The following is a 25,143-nucleotide window of genomic DNA, read 5'->3' on the forward strand; positions in this document are numbered from 1 at the left end:
GCCATTTAGAAATATTTCAGAAGTTCCCTCATGGTTGACCCCGTTATCAGCTAACTATTCAGATTTTAAACTGTTAACTGGGTTGGCTACAGCAGCTTTAACCGCCTGGAAACTAACCGTTAATAATGCAATTAGCATAGCTGCTGCCGCGGCTGAAAGAAACATCCACCAACTTAAGCTTACACGGTAAACAAAGCCCTGCAACCATTGGCCCATTGCCCACCATGCCAACGGCACGGCGATGATAAAGGCAATGACAACCAGCCTCATAAAATCCTTTGACAGTAGCCCAACTATACCCGACACACTTGCTCCCAGCACTTTTCTGATGCCAATTTCCTTGTTACGCTGTTCAGCGCTGAAAGCAGATAACCCAAACAAGCCCAGGCATGAAATTAAAATGGCGACCAGGGTAAATGAATTGATGATCTGCGATAATATGATGTCGTTTTCATAGGCGCCCTGCATCCGATCATTCATAAAGGTGTAGTCAAACGGTGTTTGCGGCAGGGTCTTTCGCCATATTTGCTGCACCTTTGCTAAAAACGAGCTGTAATTTTTGGTGTTTGTGTTTATAATCAAATTATTTACTTCGCCAGCCCTGGGTGCATACATGATCATAAAAGGATGTATGTCATCGTGTAGTGATTTATAATTAAAATCCTTTACTACTCCAGCTACCTGGAACTTTCGGTTACCCTCAGAAAATAGCGTTGTGCCCATCGCTTTGCTGGGTTCCAAGTGCAACCTGTGAGCCAGGGATTCATTGATCAATACCTTATTTGAATCGCCTTGCATCAATTCCCTGCCGCTGATGAGTTTGATACCCATCGTTTTTATAAAATGTTCATCGGTATACAAGTTTTGCTGATCAATGGCGTCGGCCGGGTTCATGCCTGATAAGTAAACTCCCCAGTCGAAATAATTTTCGGCACCGAAAGTGTTACTTGCCCTGGATACTGATCTTACACCGGCCAATTGCTGCAGGTCAGTAGCAAGCGCGTCCATTTTCTTCCGGGTATCATTGGTATGAAAAGTTAAAATAATCTGCTGGTCTTTTACAAACCCGAGATCGCGGTTTTTAATATAATTTAACTGACTGTAGATAACGATTACGCCGGTGATAAGAATGATGGATATGACGAACTGGAATACCACCAGCGAACGTCTCAAAACTTGCGTCGAAATTTGGTTGGTGAAGTTCCCCTTGATCACTTTAATGGCCATAAAGGCCGACATATAAAACGCAGGATAGCTCCCGGCTGCCAAACCGGTCACAACAGTTAAGCCACCCAGCATCAGCCATAAACGGTAATCGTTAAAAAATGATAGCGGGATGTTGGCCTGGGTGATTTGATTTAAATAAGGCAGCGCCAGAACTAACAGCGGCAAGGCAATGATAATCCCGATGAAAGACAACAAAAAGGATTCGCCCAAAAATTGGATAACCAAGTCATATTTTCCGGCACCAATTACCTTTCTTACGCCCACTTCTTTCGCCCGTTTAGAAGCTTTGGCGGTAGAGAGATTCATGAAATTAATACAGGCTATAATTTGTATTAATATGGCTATTAAGATTAATACCCACAGAAAAGACGCGCTAACAATTTTACCGCTTTCCGCGTCGTACCCAGAACTGGTATGGATTGATGTTAGCGGTTGGAGGCTTAACGATTTGTCCATCCCTGAGCTCTTCAGTTGATCTGCTCCGTATTTGTTAAGGAATGAGGGGAGCTTTCGTTCCAGGGCGCTCACATTAGCATCTGCACGTAATTTTATAAAAGTGTATGTGAAATTGTTTCCTGCCCATGAGTTGTTGGAAAGTATGCCGCTGCCGTAGCCGTTTTTGTTCAGCCTGATAAATATTTTGGCCGAAATTTGCGATTTTCCCGCGCTTTCATCCACCACTCCCGTCACTTTAAAAACATTTTTCCCATCGGCATCTTCCATCGTAATCACTTTACCGATCGGGTCAGCGGTTCCGAAGAGTTTATCAGCAACGGTTTTTATCAACACGATGCTGCTCGTCTCTGTTAAAACATTTACAGGCGAACCATTTGTGAAATGATAGGTAAATAGCTCAAAAAAGGTGGAATCAACCATCACGGCATCCTGCTCATAAAACGTTTTCTCTCCATAACTGAGTAAATGTTCTTTAATGCCCAGTGTAGGTACCACCCGGGTATATTGTACAATTTCAGGAAAATCATTTTTCATAGCCGGCGCTATTGGCGGCGATGCAGTAGCCATATGGACTACGTCGCCGGTATGTGCCAATGCGGTGGTTACCCGGTAAATGTTTTTCGCGCCCCGGTGATGCTTGTCATAACCGTACTGATCCTTTACATAAAACAATATATACAAGCAGCATAATGTCCCTGCAGCAAGACCCACAATGTTGATCAGGCTGAAAAAGCGATTTTTCAATAAAAACCGAAACGAGACCTTGAGATAATTTTTAAACATAAAATTGCGGGTTAATTTTTCACGAGACCACCTGGTATTGGTTTCCCGATTCGAAATTACCGCTGCAAACTGTGCATGGCGTCCTAAATTATAATATAGGACCTGTTTTCTGAGGTCGGTTTTATATTCAACAGGAGGTTTACCTGTCATTTTTTTAAAAATAAGGTTAAAGGTGCTTTTCGAGTTAAATCCGGAATCATACGCAATACCCAGCAACGTTATTCGGTCATAAGCCGGATCCTGCATTCTTTTGATCACCTCCGCCACCCGATATTCATTTATAAAGTCATTGAAATTTTTTTTGATCGCAGTGTTAATGATACGGGATAATTCATGAGTAGTCAGCCCAAGCTTTTCAGCAAGTGAGGTTAAACTTAATTCAGGGTCTCTGTAGTAATAATTGGACTTTACGGCTCTTTTCAGCCAGATGCCCTTGTCCCTGATCTCAGACGGCGGCGGTAACCTTAAAAAAATACTCTCATCCGCAGGCGAGCCGATTTCGGGTTTTAGGATAACCGTGGCGGCCATTCCGATGGCTGGCACTGCTAACAGCGGGTATAATAGGTAAAAAATTAGACCAGATTGATTGTCGTAATACAGATAATCTATTGCTGTAAATGACGCCCACAATAGCAATAAAAAGGCAAAAGCAATCAGAAAATTATGCAGCCACCGCAATTTGATCCTGTACCGGTCGCCGTCGTTAAATGCCTGGTTCCGGTAAAAGCGTTCTATCAGCCTGTGGGATGCAAACAAATAAACGCAAACCGAAATAAATACTGACAATTGTAATATGAAGTTCGTTCTATGGAATGCCGACGTATCATAAGCGGATGCACCGGTCTTTACACTTTCCCGCACTTTTAATATCCACACGCAAATCTCCGCCAGCAACGGAATGAGGTGAAGCAGAGCATTGAGACGCAATTTATATTTCGGTTTGGTTAATTTAAGGACGTAAAAATAGATGAGCGGGCCTAAGGCCAGCGAATATTGAAGTGGTATCCGGCTCCAGTAGGGGAAATAAGTATCTAAACGAATGTCAATACCTAAGGTCTGGACGATCTGTAAGACGATAATACCTAAAATCAGGCCAAGAATCCGGTTTGCTGCCGTGTTGCCTTTTTTAGTTTTGATCAGCACCAGGCTGAAAGCCAGCCCGACAAATATCGCACCCAGGAAAGCCAGGTCATAAAGGTTGATATGGATAGTATAAGTGCTCAATTGATTTCAATGCTTCAATCATTGTTCCAAAGTGTTAACTTACTTATAGTAAGTTAATTATCTATTGCTTTTACTTAATTAATGTAACGATAGCGAACATGGGTCGTACGCTTTTGAATTTATATGTCTCATAAAAACTCGCAGACCTTCGGCGTAAGTCTCAAGGGAATAAACAAAAAGTTTATTTTAGTTGACAAAGTCAACTAAAATTCTGTAATTTGTAATCATGTCTTAAATATGTAATGGAAACAATGTTTAAACCTGATCTGTCGGAAATCACCTTTCGAAACCAGCTGCTTCCAGGAGACCTGGGGTATATTGCTTATATTCATGGAGACCTGTACGCCAAAGAATGCGGTTATGGGATTAATTTTGAGGCGTATGTACTCCAAGGCTTAAATGAATTTGCACATGAGTACGACCCTGCTAAAGATAAAATATGGATGGCCGAACATGACGGAAGAATTATCGGATTTTTAGTTGCCCAGCACCGGCTGGCAGCATTACAGCTTCGCTATTTTATCTTTCTTCCTGAATATCGTGGGATTGGCTTAGGCAATAAATTAATGAATGGATTTCTTGATTTCATGAAAGAAGGCGGCTATCGGCGCGCTTATTTATGGACCACCAATGAGCAACATGCCGCAATTGCATTATATACCAAGTCCGGCTTCAAACTAACGGAAGAGAAACCATCAAATACATTCGGTAAAGAACTCATGGAAAGAAGATACGAGCTGAACTTATAACATGGATAGAAAGGAACAGATTCAAAAGATACGGGCATTTAATCGCTTTTACACAGATTTGATCGGCCTGCTTGACAATCAGCTGCTACATAGCGACTATTCACTGGCAGAAGCGCGTATATTTTATGAGATTGTTATGGGCAAGTCGATCAGCGCATCTGACATTATTGCTAAATTGAATATTGACAAGGGGTATTTAAGCCGGATCCTGAAAAAATTTGAAAAACAAGGGCTCCTTTGCAAAGAACCGTCCAAATCCGATGCTCGTATAGCTTATCTTTCTCTTACGGCTGCCGGACTACAGGTTTTTAAGGGGCTGGATCGCGCTTCGGATGAACAGATCAGGCACTTAGTTGACCGGTTGGACGAGCAAAAAGTGATAGAATTGGTCGGACATATGAAATCGATCTTCACTATTTTATCGCCATCCGAGGTTTGATAATACTATTAAGCAGAAGCGGTGCTTATATGTAATACCATTTAACTAATCCGGTTAAGAGCTTGGGCGGAGTGATTTTCTTTTTGTTTATCACTGTTGCGGTATGTTCAGGTAAAAAACAAATTTTAATGAAAGTTCCTGCCTTTATGAAACACATGCTTTTGCACGGCACCGCGTTGCTGTTCAGGCGCAGGTTCTGTTGTTTCGTCCCCTCTGGACAGGCTTGTCAAGGATTGCTCTTCTATGGGAACGACAGTCAGCTTTTTGAGCAGACCGTTCATATTGTAGCAGCGCGATACTACCACGTGGATCACTTCACCCTCAACCTGTAATCTGCCATCTGCCATCAGTAACTGCGACTGGATAATGGCTGCGCGGTACTCATCAAAAAATTTACCCCAAACCACCAGGTTTGAAAAGCCTGTTTCGTCTTTGATCGTCACAAATACTACGCCTTTGGCAGTGCCCGGCCGCTGGCGTACGGTGATCATGCCCGCTACTTTCACCCGGTCGCCATTCTTCATTGATTGTAACTGTTTCAGCGGGATCACCCCCAATTGTTCCAGTTCATAACGTACAAAGCTCACGGGGTGCGCTTTAACGGATAAGCCTGTAGCTGCAAAATCCTGTACCACGTGCTCGGCGGCTGTCATTAATGGCAGCGTGATCTGCTCGCCCGCGGTTTCAGATGGCAGATTTTCAAGTAAGGCAACGGGACGGTCGGCCAGGGCGGTTACCTCCCAGAGCGCCTGCCTGCGATCAAGCCCTATGGAACGGAATGCATCAGCATCCGCCAGTTTTTCGAGCGCCGCCTGTGATACACCTGCGTTCATCAGTTCAGGAATATAATGGTAAGGTGCATTTGCAACTAATAGCTGCATTTCGTCTTCACGTAACCCTTTAACCAGGCGAAAGCCCAGCCGTAAGGCATGATACCGGCCTGATTTTTCTTCCAGCGAATGATCCCATCGCGAATGATTAATATCAACTGCCCTTACTACAACATCATGATTGCGTGCATCATCTACTATCTCGGCGGGCTGGTAAAATCCCATTGGCTGGCTGTTGAGTAGCGCTGCCGCAAACACATCCGGATAATGATATTTGAGCCAGCAGGAAATATATACCAAATGCGCAAATGATGCCGCATGGCTTTCGGGGAAGCCATAAGAGCCAAAACCCTCTAATTGTTTAAAGATACGCCCGGCAAATTCCTCAGTATAGCCTTTAGCGGTCATCCCGTCCACCAGCTTTTTTCGAAACTGGCTTACCAGTCCTTTGGCCTTGAACGTGGCCATGCTGCGTCTAAGCTGGTCGGCCTCCGTGGGCGTAAAATTAGCAGCAACAATAGCAATTTCCATAGCTTGTTCCTGAAAAAGCGGGACTCCTTTGGTACGGTCAAGTATGGGTCTGAGCTCTTCATTAGGATATTCAATAGGATCGATGCCATCGCGGCGGCGCAGATAAGGATGCACCATGTCACCCTGGATAGGGCCGGGACGAACGATGGCCACCTCAATCACCAAATCATAAAAGCACCTGGGCTTCAGGCGCGGCAGCATAGACATCTGTGCCCGGCTCTCTATCTGGAACACACCCAGCGTATCCGCATGGCAGATCATCTCATAAACATCAGGGTCATCCTGCGGTACGTTTTCTAAGGTCAGTTCCAAACCATAATGTTGTTTAACCAGCGAATACGCTTTACGGATACAGGTGAGCATCCCTAAACCAAGCACATCCACTTTTAAGATTCCTAATGCTTCCAGATCGTCTTTATTCCATTCCAACTGCGTACGGTTTTCCATACGCGCATTCATTACCGGGCATATATCCGACAATTTGCATTGGGTGATAACAAAGCCGCCCGTATGCTGTCCAAGTTGCCGCGGAAAGCCCATCAGTTGCTCCGTTAGCTCCAGCACCTTGAATAAATGCGGATCGTCCGGGTTGAGGCCCTGGCTGATGATCCGCTCCCGGTCAAAGCCTTCTTCAGACCAGCTCCAGATTGTACCGCCCAGCCGTTTGATGGAATCTTCGGATAATCCCATGGCTTTACCCACATCGCGCAAGGCCCCTTTATGCCGTTCCTGCGTAACCGTAGCAACAATAGCCGCATGTTCGCGTCCGTAAGTTTCATAAATCCATTGAATTATTTCTTCGCGGCGCTCATGCTCAAAATCTACATCTACATCAGGCCATTCATCCCGCGCATCAGACATAAACCTGGAAAACAGCAGCCGCGACTTGGTAGGGTTGACCGGAGTAATGCCTAAACAAAAACATACCGTACAGTTGGCCGCCGAACCGCGGCCCTGGTGCAGAATTTTTAATTCCTCAGCTTTTTGGGTATATGCATAAATACGCAGGAAATAGGGGGCCAGCTTACGTTTAGCGAAAAAAGCCAGTTCTAAATCAATTTGTGCCAGCACTGTTTGTGGAACATGTTCACCAAAAAATTTCCTGGCGCCGGCTAAAGTGTACTCCCGCAAATGCTCATCCGAAGTACGCCCGTCAGGGCTTTTCCATTCCGGCTCCAGGTACTTTAATTCATCCAGGGAAAAATGACAGGCATCCGCGATTTCTTGCGTGCGGGTTAAAGCATCGGGATACCCGCGGTATAGTCGCTCCAGTTCATCTAAAGGCTTTAGATAACGCTCCGCATTGATATGCAATTTGAAGCCGGCATTCTGGATGGTGCATTTTTCGTGTACGCAGGTTTGTACATCCTGCAATTCCCGTCGTTCCGGGGCGTGGTAATACACATTATTAGTAGCAACCATAGGTACGCCCAGTTGCGACAACCGGTGAAAGCGTTTGGCATCATCGCCGGTATAGGAACGGCTGGCGGCAATATAAAGTTCAGCACCAAATTGTACCTGGTATTCCTTCAGCGCGTTTTTAAATTCATCGTCAAAGTCAAAGTGTTTGTTCAGCGTATCAGGAGGCACCACAATGAATTTGATACCCTGCTTATACTCATAAACATCTTGCTTATACAGGTCGCATTCACCTTTTTCTGTTCGAAGGTTACCCCGGGTCAGTAAAGCGCACAGGCGCCCCCACGCAATGACATCGGTAGGATACGCCAGTAGGTCTGGCCCGTCCAGCAGGTCCAGGCGGCAGGCCGGGATAAATTTGATCTCCTTTAATTTAGCCGCCTGGTGAGCCCGCACCACACCCGCCATGCTATTACGGTCGGTAATAGCGATATGTGTATAACCGAGATCTGCCGCACGTTCTGCCAGTTCATCAGGGTAGGAGCCGCCCTGCATGAACGTAAAATTGCTGGTAACCTGTAATTCAGCATATTTCATATTACCTTATGAAAAAAATCCATGAATATACCATTGTGAGTCCTCGTCCCAATAATGTCCTGAACGAAACAGCCAGTATCGCCGTCCCTGGTCATCTTCTACTACATAATAATCGCGGTGCGGGCGCTTTCGCCGCCACCATTCCGGTTCAATGCGTTCGGCGTCATCCGCCTTTTTGATGACATGTTTTTCGCCTTTATAAATAAAAAGCATAGGCGGGTTATCGGGCAATAAGGCAGTAACTTCAATACGCTCCGGCTTTTTGAGCAGCAGGGAAGGCCGTGGCCGTCCGCTACGCCAGCTAATGACCGGTTTTTCTGTCAACGAGCGGGCAGTCCGGAACGAACGCTCGGGCCAGTAGCTTTCATGAGGCAGATAGCGGTTAATGTTTTTAGCGCCAATACGGCCAGCCAGCCGGTCCAGCAGTTCTGCAAGGTCTGCATTATCCAAGCCGCAGCCCCCCGATGACCATAATACTTCCTGCCCCGGCGATACATCCTCCACATTGGGCGCTTCCAGCGTGAACAGTTCGATACCCAGGGCAGGTTCAATGGTATTGATCTTCAGTTCAAACAGCTTACATAAATGGCTCACCGAATGCGAAGCCCGGTTGGTGCCAATATCCGCACCAACTGTCTCACCATCTATCCTATAGCATTTAAGAATAGCGGTACGCAATCCCTTACCCTCGCTTTGCAAGCGTTTGCATAGTTTCTCCAGCAGTGTTTGAATGGCTATCGCGATGCCCTCTGCCGTGCGTATCGGTTCCAGGCAAGGCAGGCGTTCGGCGTAAACCGTGGCCGGCTGCAAAAATTGTAAAGGCTCATCCGCATTTCCCAATGCCTGGCCCAGCCGCAATAAGAAACCCTCGCCAAAGCGCCGCCGTAAGGCCGAGCGCCTGATACCAATAAGGTGCCTGATCTGATAAAAACCCAGCCTGTGCAGCCGTTCCGGCATAAGCGGTTCCAAACGTAAAGCAGCAGGGGGCAGTTTTAACAAAGCCTCAACCTGCCCACCGGGGTCAATAATGGGTTTGTCTTTACCGAAACGGGCAATTGCCCATGCTGCGCCGGGTGTGTCGGCAATAGCTGCACGTACGTCATAGCCTTTGTCCTTTAGCCGTCTTACAATTTCTTTTAAATATTCATATTCGCCACCCCAAAGATGCGCGCAACCGGATATATCAAGGATCAGGCCGTCGGGCAGGTCAATGGAAATGAACGGTGTATAACGGATGCACCATTCACCTAAAGCCACGAGCAATTTTTCTGCTTTACCAGGCAGATCATCGATCACTTTCAAGCTGGTAATAATAGCTTTGGCATCGGCAGCTGCCATGCCTTTGCTGATGCCCTGCTTTTTAGCAAGTTCATTGGTTGCGGTAATTATCATACGGTTACGCTCAGGCGCTACTAAAACAAAAGGCACCTGTTTGAGTTCCGGTTGGCGGAGGGTCAGCCAGTCAGTCAGCAGGTGACGGAACCAAATGGAAGCATATCGTTTTTTCATGATCAACCAACTTGCCTTGTTGTAATTATTTCAGTTACTGTTTCTTCCAGTGAAGTAAAGCCATCTGCCGTCCATTCCAGCTGCCAGCTGCCGGGGTTTCCGTTACGTACCCTTAGCAGATCTACCTGCCAGCGCGGATAGCCTACGCCGGGCAGGCCATCCTTCAGCTTGCTTGGTAATGGCACAATTTGCCAGCGGGCGGCGCAAAGACTGGTGCTTAATTTTTTGAGGTTGTTACGCATAACAAAGCCGGTTACTTTACTTCTTTCAACCACCAATTGCAAACGTTGCGATTGGGCAAAGCTAATCTCACTTACTTCGGCCACTACCGCTGCCAGACCTTCACATTTCAGGGCTTCTTCCATCGCCCAGAGGATATCTTTTTCACGTGGCACATCTATAAAAACCAGGCGGTCGGCGGCTACCTCAAAACCTTCCATTGCAGCCGGAAACAGCCTGCGGCCGGTACTTATCCAAATACAAACCCCGCCCTGCCGCATCAGTATAGCCAGTAAGCCCGAAAGCAGACCACTGGTCGCGGCGGCCTGTTCCTGCGTTGGGCAAAGCATTTCATGAATAGTGCCAGTTGGAAAAACACCGTTTGGAAAAGCATCCTCTAAAGGGCCAAGCCCGATACGTTTAGCCCCGCCGGTGGCTGGCAGGGCAAAGCCTTGCCAGCGTAGGATATCCTGCTGTAAACGGCTGATCGTTTCCTTTTTGGCTTCGGGCATAAACTTCTGTTTGGAACAACAAAATTGCTAATAATTTTAGTATTTATACAAATAATTTTTCATCTTTGTTTTGATGTTGACAAAAAGCACCCGTTTAGTGAAAGAGGCGAATGCCTGGATTAAAAGGACTTACGGCCCTGATGAAATTATCAGGGTAGTGCCTGCGCCGGAAGACCATGGCGAAGTGCCGGCTTATTATTTGTATACCGCCTTTGCAAAAGATCCCGATTTTTTGGGCCGTATCCTGTTTGATGCCCAGGGTTACTGGATTTATGACGGAGAAATATTCACCATACCAGAGCAGGAGCAACTGGCGCATTTTATTATAACTTACATAGAGAGGGTTTGAGCGATGGAGCAACTGGCATTATTTGGCGAAGCCGGTCAGAGCAAGGGATTGCCTAAAGAATTGCTGGAGTATTATCCAGGATTTATTGACCAAAAGACAAGCGATGCGCTGCTGAAAAAGTTTATTGCCGAAGCGTACTGGAAACAAACAACCCAAAAACTATGGGATAAGGAATACCTGACGCCGAGGTTAACTGCCTGGTATGGCGACCTGGGCACTGATTATTCGCATCCCGGGAGAGTAACCAACCCGATACCCTGGACACAAGAATTACTGTTTTTGAAGGAGAAGGTAGAACCATTGGCTGGTGTTCAATTTAACAGCGTATTATTAAATTATTATCGAGATGGCAACGATTCAGTGGCCTGGCACAGCGACCGGGAAAGCGTATTGGGCAAAAATCCGATCATTGCTTCGGTGAGTTTCGGCCAGGTACGCAGCTTTGATATCCGCAACAAGGCTGATCATAAAGAACATTATTCCATTAAATTGGAACATGGTTCTTTCCTGCTGATGAAGGCGGGTTTGCAGGAGCATTGGGAACACCGGATCGCCAAGTCGGCCAGGCCGATGAAAGCCCGTGTTAACCTTACGTTCCGGGTGGTGATCTAAACAATATAAATAGTTATTTAATTTTTTGATTATTAGGTATTTAGTTATATATTTAATGTAACAAACCAGTTACAAACAACTAAATTCTCAAACCATGAAAAAGCTTTTTATTTTAGTTTTACTGGCCATGCCATTTGCGGCAATGAGCCAGGCACACAGTGGTTACACCCCGAGTTATTCATCAAGTTTTACCATTGCTGATCCAAGTTATTCAGAAAAGATACTGATGCTTTGGAAAGATTTTGAAAACAACACGTTAGATAATCACCTGGATATGTTTACGGATACGGTAAGTATGATGCTTGCAAACGGTGCAATGATAAAAGGTAAAGCACAAAATTTAACCAGCGTAAAGGAATTCAGAAATTCAATAAAAAACTATAAGGTTATTGTAGATGCCTGGGTAAGCTTAAAAAGTACAGACAAGAATGAAAATGTGGTTTGCATTTGGGGGACTGAGGAATTTACTGATAAGGATGGGAAACAAGTTAAACAGCGCACCCAGGAAGTGTGGAAATTTAACAAGGACGGAAAAATTGACTTAATGTTGCAGTACGCCGGTGGCGGAACCATGTAATTGCTTATAATATTTAAAAGCTGCTTAAAATGGTCTGTATTGTAAAGAAAAGGGATTGCTCCTGATTATGATACGGACCTCTTTGCACTGTGAGCTTTAATCTTATGGTTTCGTTTCATTATAGAAAATAGTTTATTATGATGATCTGATCATCTACTTATATATTCTTCTTTTTGTTTATTTCTTTCTGAGCCTTAGCAGGCCATTGGCAGTGGTTGCATAAATAACGCCTTTGGAGTCCTGCACCAATTGATAAATTGTATGACCCGGCATCGCCGAATTGTTATTATGATAATTTTCCCAACCGTCTTTCATATCAAATCTTACAATGCCCGACTGATCTGTACCGATCCACAACAGATGTTCATTTTTGTCATACAACATGTCGTTTACCCGGTTTGAAGGCATCCCCGAGTTTTTGTCATTATAGTGAAGCCACCTGCCATTTGTTTTCAATACGGCTATACCTTCTTTGTCATTATCGCCGGCAGTTTCGTTGCAGTCAACCAGTGAGAAATAAAGATTACCCTTTTCATCTTCGGCAGCACCAGAAATATAAACGTTTTTTAAAGGCGTATCAGATGTGTTAAAGTTAGTTATCACTTCTTTGTCAATCATAATGGTGCCTTTTGAGGTTCCTATCCACAAACGTTTTTGGCTATCATCAAAAGCATAATAAATATTGTTTGAGGGTAACTTGGGGATTCTTTTTTTATTCAGTAAAACAACTTTGTCCTTTCTTAATACTACCAGGCCGTCTTTAGTTGTAAAAAGAAGTTCGCCATGCCGGCTGTGTAAAATACGCGTAACACCCGAGGCCAAAAACTTCTTAAAATCATATATCTGCCATCCGGCATCATTATACCTGTACATTTTGTTGTTGGCATAAACCCATGTGTTGTTGTCTTTGTCAACCGTGATATCACTTACAGCTGTCTCACTGGTAAAGGGGGAATTAAATTCATTAACTGCGTTAAAGTTTTCGCCATCAAACCGGGTTATTCCTTTGGCGGAGGCATACCACAAAATATCAGATTTGTCTATTGCGCATGACCTGCTTACATTATCAGGAAGCGGTGAATTATACTTAGTCCACGTGGTAAATTCATAGGTTTTTAAAGATGGGTTAGCGTAAACAGTTTTTTTGTTATAAATAACAGGATCGCCTGGAGGCTTTAATTCGGTGAGGTCAACTCTTTGCATCTGGGCTGATATCCTGCCATAAGCAAAACGAAAAACAACAACAACGGACGAAAATACCGGTTTGCCGTTTTCAATGGCAGGTCTCCATATGTTGCCATTCAGGTACCTGATCAACTCAACTGTTATGGGTGTATTAGTAACGTCTGTATGGCTAAGCACACAGCTAAAGCCGGTTGGCTCAACCAAAACCTGAAAAGATATTGAGCCATACGCATCCTTTAAAATGTATTTACGATTAATTTTATCACATATATAATCGAGCGTAAACTGATCGCAGGTTGCCTTTGGGTTGCCGCAGTCTATACAAAAGTTTAAAGTATTGCAAATATTTATCTTTTCTGGAAAAATATTTTGTGCCGAAAGCACCATGGGTAAAAAGAAAACGAACAAACCGATAAGTAAAAACTTACAAATTTTGGTCGGGGATAACAGTGTTAGCATTACGTTATAAAATAAAGAAAGCAAACTCAAAACACCAAATGAATGATAGTTAAATAATGTTAAGTATCGCTATTGATACTTAATTATACCATTTTGGATACGAAGGCCCACTGTTTTTAATAATATGGACATGATTTAATATGCCATATACATTTGAATTATGAAAAATGGTTAATATTAACCGCGAATATAAACTGAACAAAATAACAACTATGAAACATTTATTAATGTTATTAATTGGCTGCGGTAGCTTTTTTACCCTTAATGCCCAGGTGTTTGACACGGAGGCGCATCGCGGAGGCCGGGGATTAATGCCTGAGAACACCATTCCGGCCATGATAAATGGCGTTAATTTGGGGGTGCGTACGTTAGAGCTGGATTGCCATATAACTGCCGACGGAAAGGTTGTTGTTTCGCACGACGCGGTTATGTCGGCTGCTATTATGCTTAAACCCGATGGAACGGAAATTACCAAAACCGAAGAAAAAAACTATGTTTTATATAAAATGCCCTATGATAGTATCCGTTTGTTTCAGGAAGGTGTAAAACAACACCCTGATTTTCATGATCAGAAAATGATTAAAACGTATAAGCCTTTGCTGGCCGCACTTATTGATAGTGTAGAAAGTTATGTTAAAGCAAATCATTTAAAGCCGGTAAATTACAACATCGAAACCAAAAGCAGCCCTGCGGGCGACAATATCACTAACCCGGTTCCGGATGTGTTTGTAAGTTTATTGATGGCTGTAATTAAACAAAAGAATATAACCGACAGGGTTATTATACAATCATTTGATCCGCGTACCTTACGGGTATTACATCAGCAATGGCCGGCGATAAACACAGCTTTTTTAACTCAGGCGGGCAGCTATGATGATAATATAAAAAAATTGGGGTTTGTTCCGACGATTATAAGTCCGGAGTATAAAAGTGTAAACGAACTCATGGTAAAGATGGCCCACGAAAATAACGTTAAAGTTATACCATGGACAGTAAATAACGAGGCTGATATGAAAGCGCTCGCCAATTTAAAAGTTGATGGAATAATATCAGATTATCCTGATAAACTGGTGCGCGTATTTGGAAATTACCAAAAAAGATAAGCAGCGAGTTGTGAGTACAATATTGCGTCAAATCTCCTTTTTTATCGCCCGGGTGGTTAAAATGTATTAGTAGTATTAATATTATTGAAGCGCGCCTTAAGGGGCGCTTTTTTGCATGGCGGTTTATGCACTTTGGGTAACCCTGTCAAAAATTTAATTCAGAAGTGTATGCAATAATTTAATATAACTTATGTCTTTTACACCAAAGTATCCGTTATCCAATACATTTTAATATAATTACGATAAATAAGCCCAGCACCCCCTAATTAACAAGCCATGTTAAAAGAAGAAAGACAAAATTTTATCATGAAGCAGATAAACCTGCATAACAAAGTGTTATCATCAGACCTGTGCGTTAAGCTAAATGTGTCTGAAGATACTATACGGCGGGATCTGAATGAATTGGCAGGCAATGCAAAGATAAAAAAGGTATATGGGGGAGCTATGTCAAAATCCTTTTCGCATACTACGGGGATAAAAGAAACCTATGCCCAGGAAGCAAAAAAACAAATAGCCAAAAAAGCCTTAACGCTTGTTAACGACGGAATGATAGTGCTTTTGGGCGGAGGCACAACTATAATTGAAATGGCCCGCCTTGTGTCTAAAGATCGTCGGTGTACTTTTTTTACGGTAAGCCCGGTTGTGGCCATGGAACTTATTGAATATTCAGAGTGTGAGGTTATTTTGCTGGGCGGGAGTTTATTACATGATTCTTATATTGTTACGGGTTCTATGGTGATCAATCAGCTTGCTGATATAAAAGTTGACCTGTGTTTTTTAGGCACCAATGCAATTTCTCTGGAAAACGGCATCACAGATTCTGTATGGGAAGTGGTTCAGGTTAAAAAAGCGATGATAAAATCTGCCAACAAAACGGCCATTGTAAGCATTGCCGAAAAGCTTAATTCAGATGAGAAAATGAAAATATGCAATTTAAACGCGATCAATTATTTAATCACAGATATTGATCCTGCAGAAGAAACATTATCTCCGTATACTAACGTTTTAACAGTACTTTAATCCCTCTGGCGTAGCCAAAATCTTCCCGATTTTTCATTAACAAAAATGTTACAAATGCGCTCTTTATGTGTTTACGCGTGAACAGGTGCTTTTTTTATAATCTAATATGCGGTTTTATGCGTTATTTAATTTAATAACGCACAAGTTTGGTATTTTAATTTTGCTATTACTTATATTTGAGCACAGGTGCTTATGAGTTTGCGGTTTTGTGCGTTATTAAGCATTGTAAATTATTGTTCTAAACCTTTAACTATAGTAGTATGCGGTTATCCACAATATTCCTGGTGTTCATGCTTAATACAGGAGTTGTATTTGCGCAAACTGATTCCATAAATTTCAAAAGGGCCGAGTGGTCAACAAAGCGTGTAGCTCCCGGCATTCATTTAAGGCAAGTGTGGTTTAGAGGCCATTCTTTATTTAAATCCAATCAATATATATCCGTTCTTGAAGTTAAGGTTAAACCTAAAAATAAGTTCAGCTTGGCCTACGAAGTCCAAATAAAAAGAACGACCAGCGATTTTGGCAGCCGTAACCAGGCCCTTGCCGCCATTAACGGGACCTTTTTTGATGTAAAAAACGGTGGGTCTGTTGATTTCATCAGGGCAGAGGGGGAAATAGTTAATGAGAACCGGCTCGAAAAAAACAACACACGAGCCAGACATCAGCAGGCGGCATTGGTGATAAAAGACGGCGTACTGCACATTGATGAATGGGACGGCAGCCCTGATTGGGAAAAAAAACTGGATGGACAGGATGTGATGTTAACCGGGCCGCTGCTGTATCATGATGACCGGCAGATTAAGCTTGATTCCAGCAGCTTTAATATTACCCGCCATCCCAGATCAGCCATAGCTATAACGGAAAATAACCGGGTTTTAATGATCACCGTTGACGGGCGGGATGCAAATTCGGCAGGGATGAGCTTGTTTGAGCTCAGCCGGGTATTGCACTGGCTGCATTGCCGGGATGGGATAAATCTTGACGGGGGCGGCTCAACAACGTTGTGGACAAAAAAGCAGGGTGTGATAAACTATCCGTCAGACAATGGAAAGTGGGATCATATGGGACAGCGCAAAGTGGCTAATGTGGTATTGATTAAAAGAACCTAAGATAATAATTAACACCAAATGAAAATAGCGGTACTCTCCTTATTGATGATAACATTAACCGGAAGGGGAGAGGTACAGTATCAGCCAGGCAATGTGTCTGATTTATCAGGAGCCTATCAAAAGGAGATCATTACCGGGGCTGATCAAACTGAAAAATACCTCCCTTATTTAAAAGGAAAAAGAATAGGCATGGTGGTTAACCCATCCTCTCAAATAGCCGGCAAAGCAAGTGTTGATAGTTTACAATCACTGGACGTAAACATTGTAAAGATATTCGGGCCCGAGCATGGCTTCAGGGGCGACGCCAGTAACGGGGCGAAAATTAATGACAGTGTTGATCCCAAAACCGGGATACAGGTAATTTCATTATATGGCAAAACAGGTAAGCCGGAGTCAAAAGACCTCGCGGAAATTGACCTGATGATATATGACCTGCAGGACGTTGGTGCAAGGTATTACACTTACCTGGCTACGCTGCATCGTGTTATGGAAGCTTGTGCCGAGAACAACAAAGAATTGCTGATCCTTGACCGGCCCAATCCAAACGGATATATGGTTGACGGACCTGTGCTTGATATGAAACTAAAGTCGGGGATAGGTTTTCATCCGGTGCCCATTGCACATGGGATGACGGTAGGTGAATACGCGCGGATGATCAACGGCGAAGGCTGGCTGGCCGGCGGTATAAAATGCCGGCTTAAAATTGTTTCGGTAGCTAATTACAGGCACGCCATGCCTTATACTTTACCTGTACACCCTTCGCCTAATTTAAATACACAGCAATCCGTTTTGCTATACCCATCACTTTGCTTGTTTGAGGGCACCATTATAAGCCAGGGCAGGGGAACTTATTTTCCGTTTTGTGTATTGGGCAACCCTGATCTGAAAGAGAAATACGAGTTCAGCTTTACCCCGGTTGGAATTAAAGGAATGAGCGAGACCCCTTTGTTTGAAAATGAAACTTGCTATGGCCTTGACTTGAGAGACTACGATACCCAAAAACTGGTTAAGAGCAAACACATTAACCTGAGCTGGTTAATTGAAATGTATAAGGCTTACCCCTTTAAGGAGCGCTTTTTCGACTTTAAGCAGAGCAAACAGATCGGGAATTTTGATAAGCTGGCAGGCACAACAGACCTCAAAGAACAAATTATTGCCGGCAAAACCGAAGCTGAAATACGGAAAAGCTGGGAGCCAAAATTATCGCAATTTAAAAAAATGCGCCAACAATACCTGCTTTATCTCTAACTGCACCGGCTTCAAGCATACTATCTAAAATATATCTAATTAATAAGGTTTAACTGAACATTTAAAAGAACAATTATGAAAAAAAAGCTACTTAATGCATTTCTGGCTTTTTTGTTTTTGTCGGTACAGGTTATGGCCCAGCAAAAAACAATTACCGGAAAAGTAACCTCTGCAGATGATGGAAACGCGCTGCCCGGGGTTTCAATTAAAATCAAAGGATCTTCGGAGGGTACAATTACCGACGTCAATGGATCGTACACCATTAAGGCCGCGCAGGGTGAGGTACTGGTATTCAGTTTTATAAGCTTTGCCACACAAGAAGTAACCGTAAAAAATACGGGTACTATTAATGTAAAGCTGGGCGCTGATACTAAATCACTCAACGAGGTAGTAGTAGTAGGTTACGGAACGCAGAAACGAGCCAATTTAACGGGCGCTGTGGCTACTGTAGATACTAAAGTACTGCAATCCAGGCCGATCACTGACGTGGCCCGCGGCCTTCAGGGGGTGGTTCCGGGTTTAACAATTACTACAGCTACAGGCGATTTAGGAACTGATCCTAAGATAAGGTTACGGGGATTGGTGGGATCTATTAATACGGGTGCAGCTGGTGCAGCGCCTTTAATATTGGTTGACAACGTGGAGATACCGAGCCTTCAATTAGTTAACCCGGATGATATCGAATCCATATCGGTATTGAAGGATGCGGCATCGGCGTCTATATATGGCACCCGGGCAGCGTTTGGAGTAATATTAGTCACCACCAAAACCGGCAAACGGAATGGAACCAATCGTATTACCTATTCCAATAATTTTGCATGGTCGGCGCCAACAAATCAACTTAAGCTTGCTTCTGCTGCTGATAACTCCCAGGCTTCATTACTTGCCTTGCAACGTTTTAATCCTAATACTTCATCTTACAGTATCATCGGTTATTCGGTTGATGCTGCTTCCATACAAAAGATGCGCGATTGGGAAACGCAGTATGGGGGACAAAATCTTGGCCCTGAAATGGTACAGGGACGCGATTTTGATATTATTGGTGGTAAATTATACTTCTACCGCTCATGGGATGCCGGCAAAATGTATTTAAAAGACTGGACGCCGCAACAATCGCATAATGTAGGTATAAGTGGTGGCAGCGAAAAAATAAACTATAACCTGGGCTTAGGTTATTTGGGCCAAAAGGGTGTGCTCAAAGTAAACCCCGATGAATTTGACCGGTATAACTTTTCATTGGGCGTAGGTGCAAGCCCAACCAAATGGCTTGACGCCCGTGGCAAAGTAATATTTGCAAATACAGTAACCAAAACGCCTTTTATTTTTTCGGGTTCACAATATGGCCCGTATTATTATCTGTATCGCTGGCCTGCAAATTATCCTTATGGTACTTATAATGGCTTGCCATTCAGGAGTGCGGTAACGGAGGTTCAGCAGGCAAAGTTAGACGAAGATAAAAATAACCTTACCCGGATTTCGGTAGGTGGTACATTCAAAATATTGCCAGGCTTTACTGTCGATGCTGATTATACGTATTCTGGTACAAATGAGCATTTTCATCAAACGGGCGGTAATACTTCTGCTTATGATTTCTGGTCGTTTAATGGCACTGCGTTAAATTACACGCCTTATCAAAGCGCGTCATATAATAAAGCAAGATACTATTCTTATTGGAACACGGTAAGTACGGGCAAATTGTTTGCTACTTACAATAAAAATATAAAAGACCATTCCTTTAAAGCAATTTTGGGTAGCGATATAGAACTGAATCAATACACAAGCCAATCGTCTGAACGCAGGAATTTGCTTGATCCAAACTTTGGTGAAGTAAATCTGGCTACCGGCGATCAGTTTGCAACGTCAAGCGACGGTCACTACTCAACACTGGGATATTTTGGCCGTATTAATTATGCCTATAAAGACAAATACTTACTGGAGTTAAATGGCCGTGTAGATGGGTCGTCCCGTTTTCCTGTTAAGGATCTGTATGGTTTCTTCCCGTCTGCCTCTGCCGGTTATGTGCTCACCAAAGAACCATATATGGACTGGAGTAAAGGATTCCTTTCCTTCCTGAAAATAAGGGGCTCTTATGGCTCAGTAGGTAACCAGGCTGTAGGTAATTATCGTTTCCTGTCATTATTATCCGCTCAAACATCAGGATGGTTATTGCCAAGCGGGAATGCCGTTACCTTAACCACCCCCACACCGCTTTCTCCCATTCTGACCTGGGAAACCATCAGAACAGCTGACCTTGGACTTGACGCCCGCTTTTTAAACGACGAGCTGGGGTTAACATTTGATGTTTTTAACAGAACCACCAGTAATATGATCAGCGCGGGTATACCACTTCCAAGTTCATTTGGCGCATCTTCGCCGGTACGTAATTATGGCGAATTACAAGGTAAGGGCTGGGAATTGGCTATAGATTATAACCATACTTTTAGCGGGGGCTTTCATTTTAGCGCTACCGCTACTTTGTCTGATGCGCAAGAAACAATAACCAAATTCGCAAGTCCTACCAGGCAACTTCCAGCTCCTATTGCCGCCTTGAATTCAAACTATTATGAAGGTATGAAACTGGGCGAAATATGGGGTTATGTTTCCGATCGTTTATTTACCGCGAGTGATTTTGCCGGTAAGGACGCCGCGGGACATTATATATATGCGCAGGGTGTACCATCGCAAACTCAAATGGAAAGTGGTTCATTTTACTTTGGCCCCGGGGATGTTAAATATAAAGATCTTAACGGCGACGGTGTGGTTTACCAGGGCAGCAATACCGTTGATGACCATGGCGATAAAAAGATCATTGGTAATTCAACTCCGCGTTATCAATATGGCTTAAGGTTAGGTGGCGACTGGAAAGGCTTTGACCTGAATGTTTATTTTCAAGGGGTAGGCAAGCGCCAGCTATGGGCCAGCGGGCCTGTAGTGTTTCCGGGATTCAGGGCAGCCGAAGGATGGTATTCCTACCAAATGAATTATTGGACAGAAAGTAACCCTAACGCTTTTTATCCCAGGCCAACCGATTACGGCTCAACTGTAGACAGGTGGGATTATCAACCTCAAACCCGCTATCTGCTTAACATGGCTTATCTGCGCCTCAAAAATCTAAACCTGGGTTATTCGTTCTCCAGGGGCGTTACCAAAAAATTAGGGATTGAAAGATTGCGCTTGTTTTTCAGTGGGGAAAATATATTAACGTTTGATCATTTAGGAGATATCCCGGTTGATCCTGAAACTGATTTTTCACAAACCCAGATTGACAATGACCGCGCCGGCTTCGGCCGTGTTTACCCGTACAGAAAAACATATTCATTAGGATTACAGGTGACATTTTAATTATTAAAGAAGATATTATGAAAACGCTAAAATATTTAATGTTCGGTTTGATCCTCATCTCATGGGGATGCAAAAAAACTGATGATTTTTTGAACAAACAGCCTCTTGACCAATTTACCGATGATACTTACTGGACAAGCGAAGGCAACGTACGCACATTTGCCTTTGGGTTTTACCCAACGTATTTTGTTGGGTACGCCTCTGGTTTTGATTTAAGTTGGGGCGGATATTTTTCGGGTGAAAGCTTAAATGACGATTTTGCGCCTACAACACCTACAACGTTCACTAAAAATGTGCCGGCAACAGGTGGTGGTTGGTCATTCACCAATATCCGGCGGGAAAATATTTTTCTTGACCGTATTAAAAAGGTACCCATGTCTGACGAAGCTATGAAACATTGGACAGGTGTGGGTCGATTTTTTCGCGCGCTTGAATTTGCCGCTAAGGTAAAATCATTCGGGGATTTTCCTTGGTATGGAAAAGTGCTGTCAGAAACCGATACCAAAGAGCTTTACCGGCCGCGCGACCCACGCACTACGGTAATGGATAGTGTACTGGCCGATTTTAACTATGCGGCCGCCAATGTAAGGGTTTCTGATGCCGCAACTGGTCCGCAAGGCCTTGTAGTGAACAGGAACGTGGTATTGGCGTTCATGTCAAGAGTGTTCTTGTTTGAAGGCGCCTGGCAAAAATATCAGGCCAATAATGCGGCAAAAGCTACTGAATATTTAACCGCGGCCAAATGGGCTGCAAATGAGGTGATCACCAAAGGGGGGTATTCAGTGGCTCCTGATTACAGGAAGCTATTTAACTCGCTCGACCTTTCAACCAACCCGGAAATCATTTTATACAGGAAATATTTAACAGGTCAGCTTACACACAGCCTCCAAAGTTATGTGAATAAGGAACCGCAAACGGGTGCCTCAAAAAATGCTATTGAATCCTATTTATGTAAAGATGGTTTACCGATTGGCGTATCTCCTTTATACCATGGAGATAAAGCCATTGCCGATGTAATGACGGATAGGGACCCGCGTATTAACGCTACTTTTGTACCTGCACTAAGGTTAAATGGAGTGGTTTCAAATTACTCATCATCCGGGTATGCTGTCCTCAAGTTTTTTAACGAGGATATCAAAGATCTTACCAATGGAAACAGTAACCTCAATGATACCCAGGCCCCTGTAATACGCTATGGCGAGGTGTTAATAAACTATGCGGAAGCCTGTGCCGAATTGGGAACTTTAACACAGAACGATCTTGACATATCCATTAATAAATTGCGGAGGCGAAATGGCATCGGCATACCTGATTTACAAGTAATAGGCGGACAACCGGCTGTAAATAACGTTATTTATGATGATCCTAAAAGAGATCCGTCAGTATCGTCTTTGTTATGGGAGATCCGCCGTGAACGCCGTACTGAGTTGATGATGGAGGGCTTTAGAAATGACGACCTTAAGAAATGGAAAAAATATGAATACCTGGATACGCAGGGAAATCCGGATATTAATTTAGGTGCCTGGATAAAACGGGCAGATTATCCAAATACCTTATCAGTAGCTATACAAAATAATGCACCTGAGGGCTATATTGTGCCAGCCACAAAACCCGAAACCCAAAGGATATTCAATGACCCTAAAGTTTACTTAAGTCCGTTACCTTTAGATCAGATAAAGCTGTATAAAGACCAGGGCGTAGACCTGAAACAAAACCCCGGCTGGCAATAAGGATATCAGAAAACCCTTCCTGTTTTATCGGAAGGGTTTTCTATATAATTTTTAATTAGATGGTTTTAAAACTGATATCCATGAAGCATAAGAAGTTGGTTGCTTTTTTTACAGTACTGTTGCTTACAATAAATATTGTTTGTGCCCAATCTTTCAAATTTGCGTTTGTTTCTGACACCCATATTAATATTGGCAACCCAACCGCGGCCGACGACCTGCGCAGAACGGTAAAAGACATCAACGCCAATAATGAGCTTAAGTTTGTGGTAATTACCGGCGACATTACCGAGTTTGGCGCCGATGACGAGCTGAGACTGGCCAAACAAATTTTAGATAGCCTCAATAAAAAGTGGTATATCATTCCGGGTAATCATGATGCAAACTGGTCCGAAAGCGGAAGCAATACCTTTAAAAAGGTTTTTGGGGCCGAAACTTTTGCCTTTAATTATGGCGGCTATCTTTTTGCCGCCACCAGTTCGGGGCCAAATATGCGCATGGGGCCCGGACAGGTACCGAGAGAAAACATCGTATGGCTTGATTCTGTGCTTGATCATACCCGGCCCGAAACCCCGATAGTTTATCTGAACCATTACCCGCAGGATTCCGCCCAAAACAACTGGTATACGGTTATCAATAAACTCAAAACTAAAAATATCCAGCTCATCATGTGCGGGCATGGTCATAACAATCATACTTATACTTTTGATGGTATTCCCGGTATAATGGGGCGTTCCAATCTGCGGGCGAAGGACAGTATTGGTGGCTACAACATTGTTACTTTTGAAAACGGTAAAGCTACTTTTGAAGAACGCAAACCGGTTATACAAACCAACAGAAAATGGGCCGAAACAGCGCTTTTCAACCATCATTTTAATACGGACACCACCCATTATTACCGTCCATCTTATGCGGTTAATAAAAATCCGGGGGCAAAGGTTTTATGGACTTACCAGGATCAGAGCGATATTGGAGCCGGAATGGCCATGGCCGGGAATAAACTTATTTTAACCGACACCAGGGGACTAATATATGCCTTAAATAAAAATACAGGCAAACGGGTTTGGGCTTATGCCACAGGCGGCAAAATATACTCTACCCCGTTTGTGTCGGGTAATTACGTAGTTGCGGGGTCATCTGATAACTATATCTATTGTCTTTCGGCAACAACCGGCAGGCTTATCTGGAAAACGGCTGCTGAAAAAGCAATTGTAGCCTCGCCGGTAATTAAAGATAACACCGTTTATATTGGCGCTTCCGATGGGCATTTTCGCGCTTTAAATTTAAGCACCGGAAAGTTAATTTGGGATTTTGACCAGGTAAAGGGTTTTGTGGTAACCAAACCGCTCATCTATCAGGGCAAAATTTATTTTGGATGTTGGGCAAATGACTTTTATGCGCTTGACCTTGCCAGCGGTAAGCTTGTCTGGAAATGGAGCAACGGCTCATCTAACCGCATGTTTTCGCCGGCCGCGTGTTATCCGGTAGCCGCTAACAATCGCGTATTTATTGTAGCACCAGACCAGTATATGACCTCTTTAGATGCTTTGACAGGTAAAGTGTTATGGCGCGAGAAAATGCAAGGCATAAGGGTAAGAGAGTCTATGGGTTTGTCAGCTGATAGCTCGCTGGTGTATGTAAAGATCATGGACGGGCAGTTGTTAGGAATATCAACCAAAGCCAATACCATGCAAATTGACTGGAAAGCCGCATTGCAATTACCGTATGAACTTTGCCCATCAGCTATAGTTGAGCATGAAGGCATTATTTACGTGCCAACACACTCAGGCATAGCCTATGCTGTTAGTCGTAAAAGCGGCGTTGTGTTATGGAAATACAAAGTATCCAATTGCCTGGTAAATCCTATACTTCCAGCTGGCTATAGTGTTTATGTGAGTACAATGGACGGTAAGGTTATGAGCCTGCGCGGTATAAAGAACCAATAGAGATCCCTATCTTATTTGTTTTTATCCGGTT

Annotated in this window: 17 protein-coding genes; 12 read left to right on the forward strand and 5 right to left on the reverse strand. The window is 43.6% G+C overall.

The features are described from left to right. Positions 1-54: 54 nt before the first annotated feature. On the reverse strand, positions 55-3,690 hold the full coding sequence (locus tag J2W55_RS03740; protein ID WP_310092123.1) for an ABC transporter permease: 3,636 nt from the start codon (positions 3,688-3,690) through the stop codon (positions 55-57). A 242-nt stretch (positions 3,691-3,932) separates the two neighbouring features. Here J2W55_RS03740 and J2W55_RS03745 point away from each other — a divergent pair, with 242 nt between their 5' ends. Both J2W55_RS03745 and J2W55_RS03750 read left to right on the forward strand, forming a co-directional pair. Then, complete coding sequence (locus J2W55_RS03745; RefSeq protein ID WP_310092125.1) at positions 3,933-4,439, forward strand: GNAT family N-acetyltransferase; 507 nt, start codon at positions 3,933-3,935, stop codon at positions 4,437-4,439. A 1-nt stretch (position 4,440) separates the two neighbouring features. After that, the gene (locus tag J2W55_RS03750) at positions 4,441-4,878 is read left to right on the forward strand and encodes a MarR family winged helix-turn-helix transcriptional regulator (RefSeq protein WP_310092127.1); all 438 of its coding nucleotides are present in this window, start codon (positions 4,441-4,443) and stop codon (positions 4,876-4,878) included. Between the two features lie 125 nt (positions 4,879-5,003). Here the strand turns inward: J2W55_RS03750 and J2W55_RS03755 are convergent, their stop codons facing one another. The 3 genes from J2W55_RS03755 to J2W55_RS03765 are packed head-to-tail and all read right to left on the reverse strand — an operon-like array spanning position 5,004 to position 10,435. Continuing rightward, positions 5,004-8,195 (reverse strand): error-prone DNA polymerase, encoded by a 3,192-nt coding sequence (locus J2W55_RS03755; protein WP_310092129.1) that lies wholly within the window; start codon positions 8,193-8,195, stop codon positions 5,004-5,006. Between the two features lie 6 nt (positions 8,196-8,201). Further along, positions 8,202-9,704 carry a Y-family DNA polymerase gene (locus tag J2W55_RS03760; RefSeq protein WP_310092131.1) on the reverse strand — a complete coding sequence of 501 codons (1,503 nt, stop codon included), beginning with the start codon at positions 9,702-9,704 and terminating at the stop codon, positions 8,202-8,204. A 2-nt stretch (positions 9,705-9,706) separates the two neighbouring features. Beyond that, positions 9,707-10,435 carry an ImuA family protein gene (locus J2W55_RS03765; RefSeq protein WP_310092133.1) on the reverse strand — a complete coding sequence of 243 codons (729 nt, stop codon included), beginning with the start codon at positions 10,433-10,435 and terminating at the stop codon, positions 9,707-9,709. Between the two features lie 73 nt (positions 10,436-10,508). On the opposite strand from J2W55_RS03765, the gene J2W55_RS03770 reads away from it, so the two are divergent. The 3 genes from J2W55_RS03770 (at position 10,509) to J2W55_RS03780 (ending at position 11,973) form a co-directional block, all read left to right on the forward strand. After that, positions 10,509-10,784, forward strand: a complete 276-nt coding sequence (locus J2W55_RS03770; protein ID WP_310092136.1) for a hypothetical protein — start codon at positions 10,509-10,511, stop codon at positions 10,782-10,784. Between the two features lie 3 nt (positions 10,785-10,787). After that, positions 10,788-11,396, forward strand: coding sequence for an alpha-ketoglutarate-dependent dioxygenase AlkB family protein (locus J2W55_RS03775; RefSeq protein ID WP_310092138.1), 609 nt, complete (start codon positions 10,788-10,790; stop codon positions 11,394-11,396). 94 nt (positions 11,397-11,490) lie between these two features. Then, positions 11,491-11,973, forward strand: coding sequence for a hypothetical protein (locus J2W55_RS03780; RefSeq protein WP_310092140.1), 483 nt, complete (start codon positions 11,491-11,493; stop codon positions 11,971-11,973). Between the two features lie 177 nt (positions 11,974-12,150). Here J2W55_RS03780 and J2W55_RS03785 read toward each other — a convergent pair whose 3' ends face one another. After that, positions 12,151-13,617, reverse strand: coding sequence for a ligand-binding sensor domain-containing protein (locus J2W55_RS03785; protein WP_310092143.1), 1,467 nt, complete (start codon positions 13,615-13,617; stop codon positions 12,151-12,153). Between the two features lie 212 nt (positions 13,618-13,829). Between J2W55_RS03785 and J2W55_RS03790 the strand changes: the two genes are divergently transcribed. The 7 genes from J2W55_RS03790 to J2W55_RS03820 all read left to right on the forward strand — a co-directional run bounded on the left by J2W55_RS03790 (position 13,830) and on the right by J2W55_RS03820 (position 25,112). Then, positions 13,830-14,720, forward strand: a complete 891-nt coding sequence (locus J2W55_RS03790; RefSeq protein ID WP_310092144.1) for a glycerophosphodiester phosphodiesterase family protein — start codon at positions 13,830-13,832, stop codon at positions 14,718-14,720. A gap of 276 nt (positions 14,721-14,996) precedes the next feature. After that, complete coding sequence (locus tag J2W55_RS03795) at positions 14,997-15,740, forward strand: DeoR/GlpR family DNA-binding transcription regulator (RefSeq protein WP_310092145.1); 744 nt, start codon at positions 14,997-14,999, stop codon at positions 15,738-15,740. Positions 15,741-16,000: 260 nt separating this feature from the next. After that, positions 16,001-16,849: a phosphodiester glycosidase family protein gene (locus J2W55_RS03800; protein WP_310092147.1), complete on the forward strand. Its 849-nt coding sequence runs from the start codon at positions 16,001-16,003 to the stop codon at positions 16,847-16,849. 18 nt (positions 16,850-16,867) lie between these two features. Further along, positions 16,868-18,097: an exo-beta-N-acetylmuramidase NamZ family protein gene (locus tag J2W55_RS03805; RefSeq protein ID WP_310092149.1), complete on the forward strand. Its 1,230-nt coding sequence runs from the start codon at positions 16,868-16,870 to the stop codon at positions 18,095-18,097. Positions 18,098-18,172: 75 nt separating this feature from the next. Beyond that, positions 18,173-21,439 (forward strand): SusC/RagA family TonB-linked outer membrane protein, encoded by a 3,267-nt coding sequence (locus tag J2W55_RS03810; protein WP_310092151.1) that lies wholly within the window; start codon positions 18,173-18,175, stop codon positions 21,437-21,439. A gap of 17 nt (positions 21,440-21,456) precedes the next feature. Continuing rightward, entirely contained in the window at positions 21,457-23,169 is a 1,713-nt protein-coding gene (locus J2W55_RS03815; protein ID WP_310092153.1) for a RagB/SusD family nutrient uptake outer membrane protein, read from the forward strand. Between the two features lie 80 nt (positions 23,170-23,249). Continuing rightward, a complete protein-coding gene (locus J2W55_RS03820) occupies positions 23,250-25,112 on the forward strand; it encodes an outer membrane protein assembly factor BamB family protein (protein ID WP_310092155.1) in 1,863 nt (620 codons plus the stop codon). Positions 25,113-25,143 lie beyond the last annotated feature (31 nt).

Origin of the sequence: Mucilaginibacter pocheonensis (genome assembly GCF_031456535.1) — a bacterium.
GTDB classification, from domain to species: domain Bacteria; phylum Bacteroidota; class Bacteroidia; order Sphingobacteriales; family Sphingobacteriaceae; genus Mucilaginibacter; species Mucilaginibacter pocheonensis.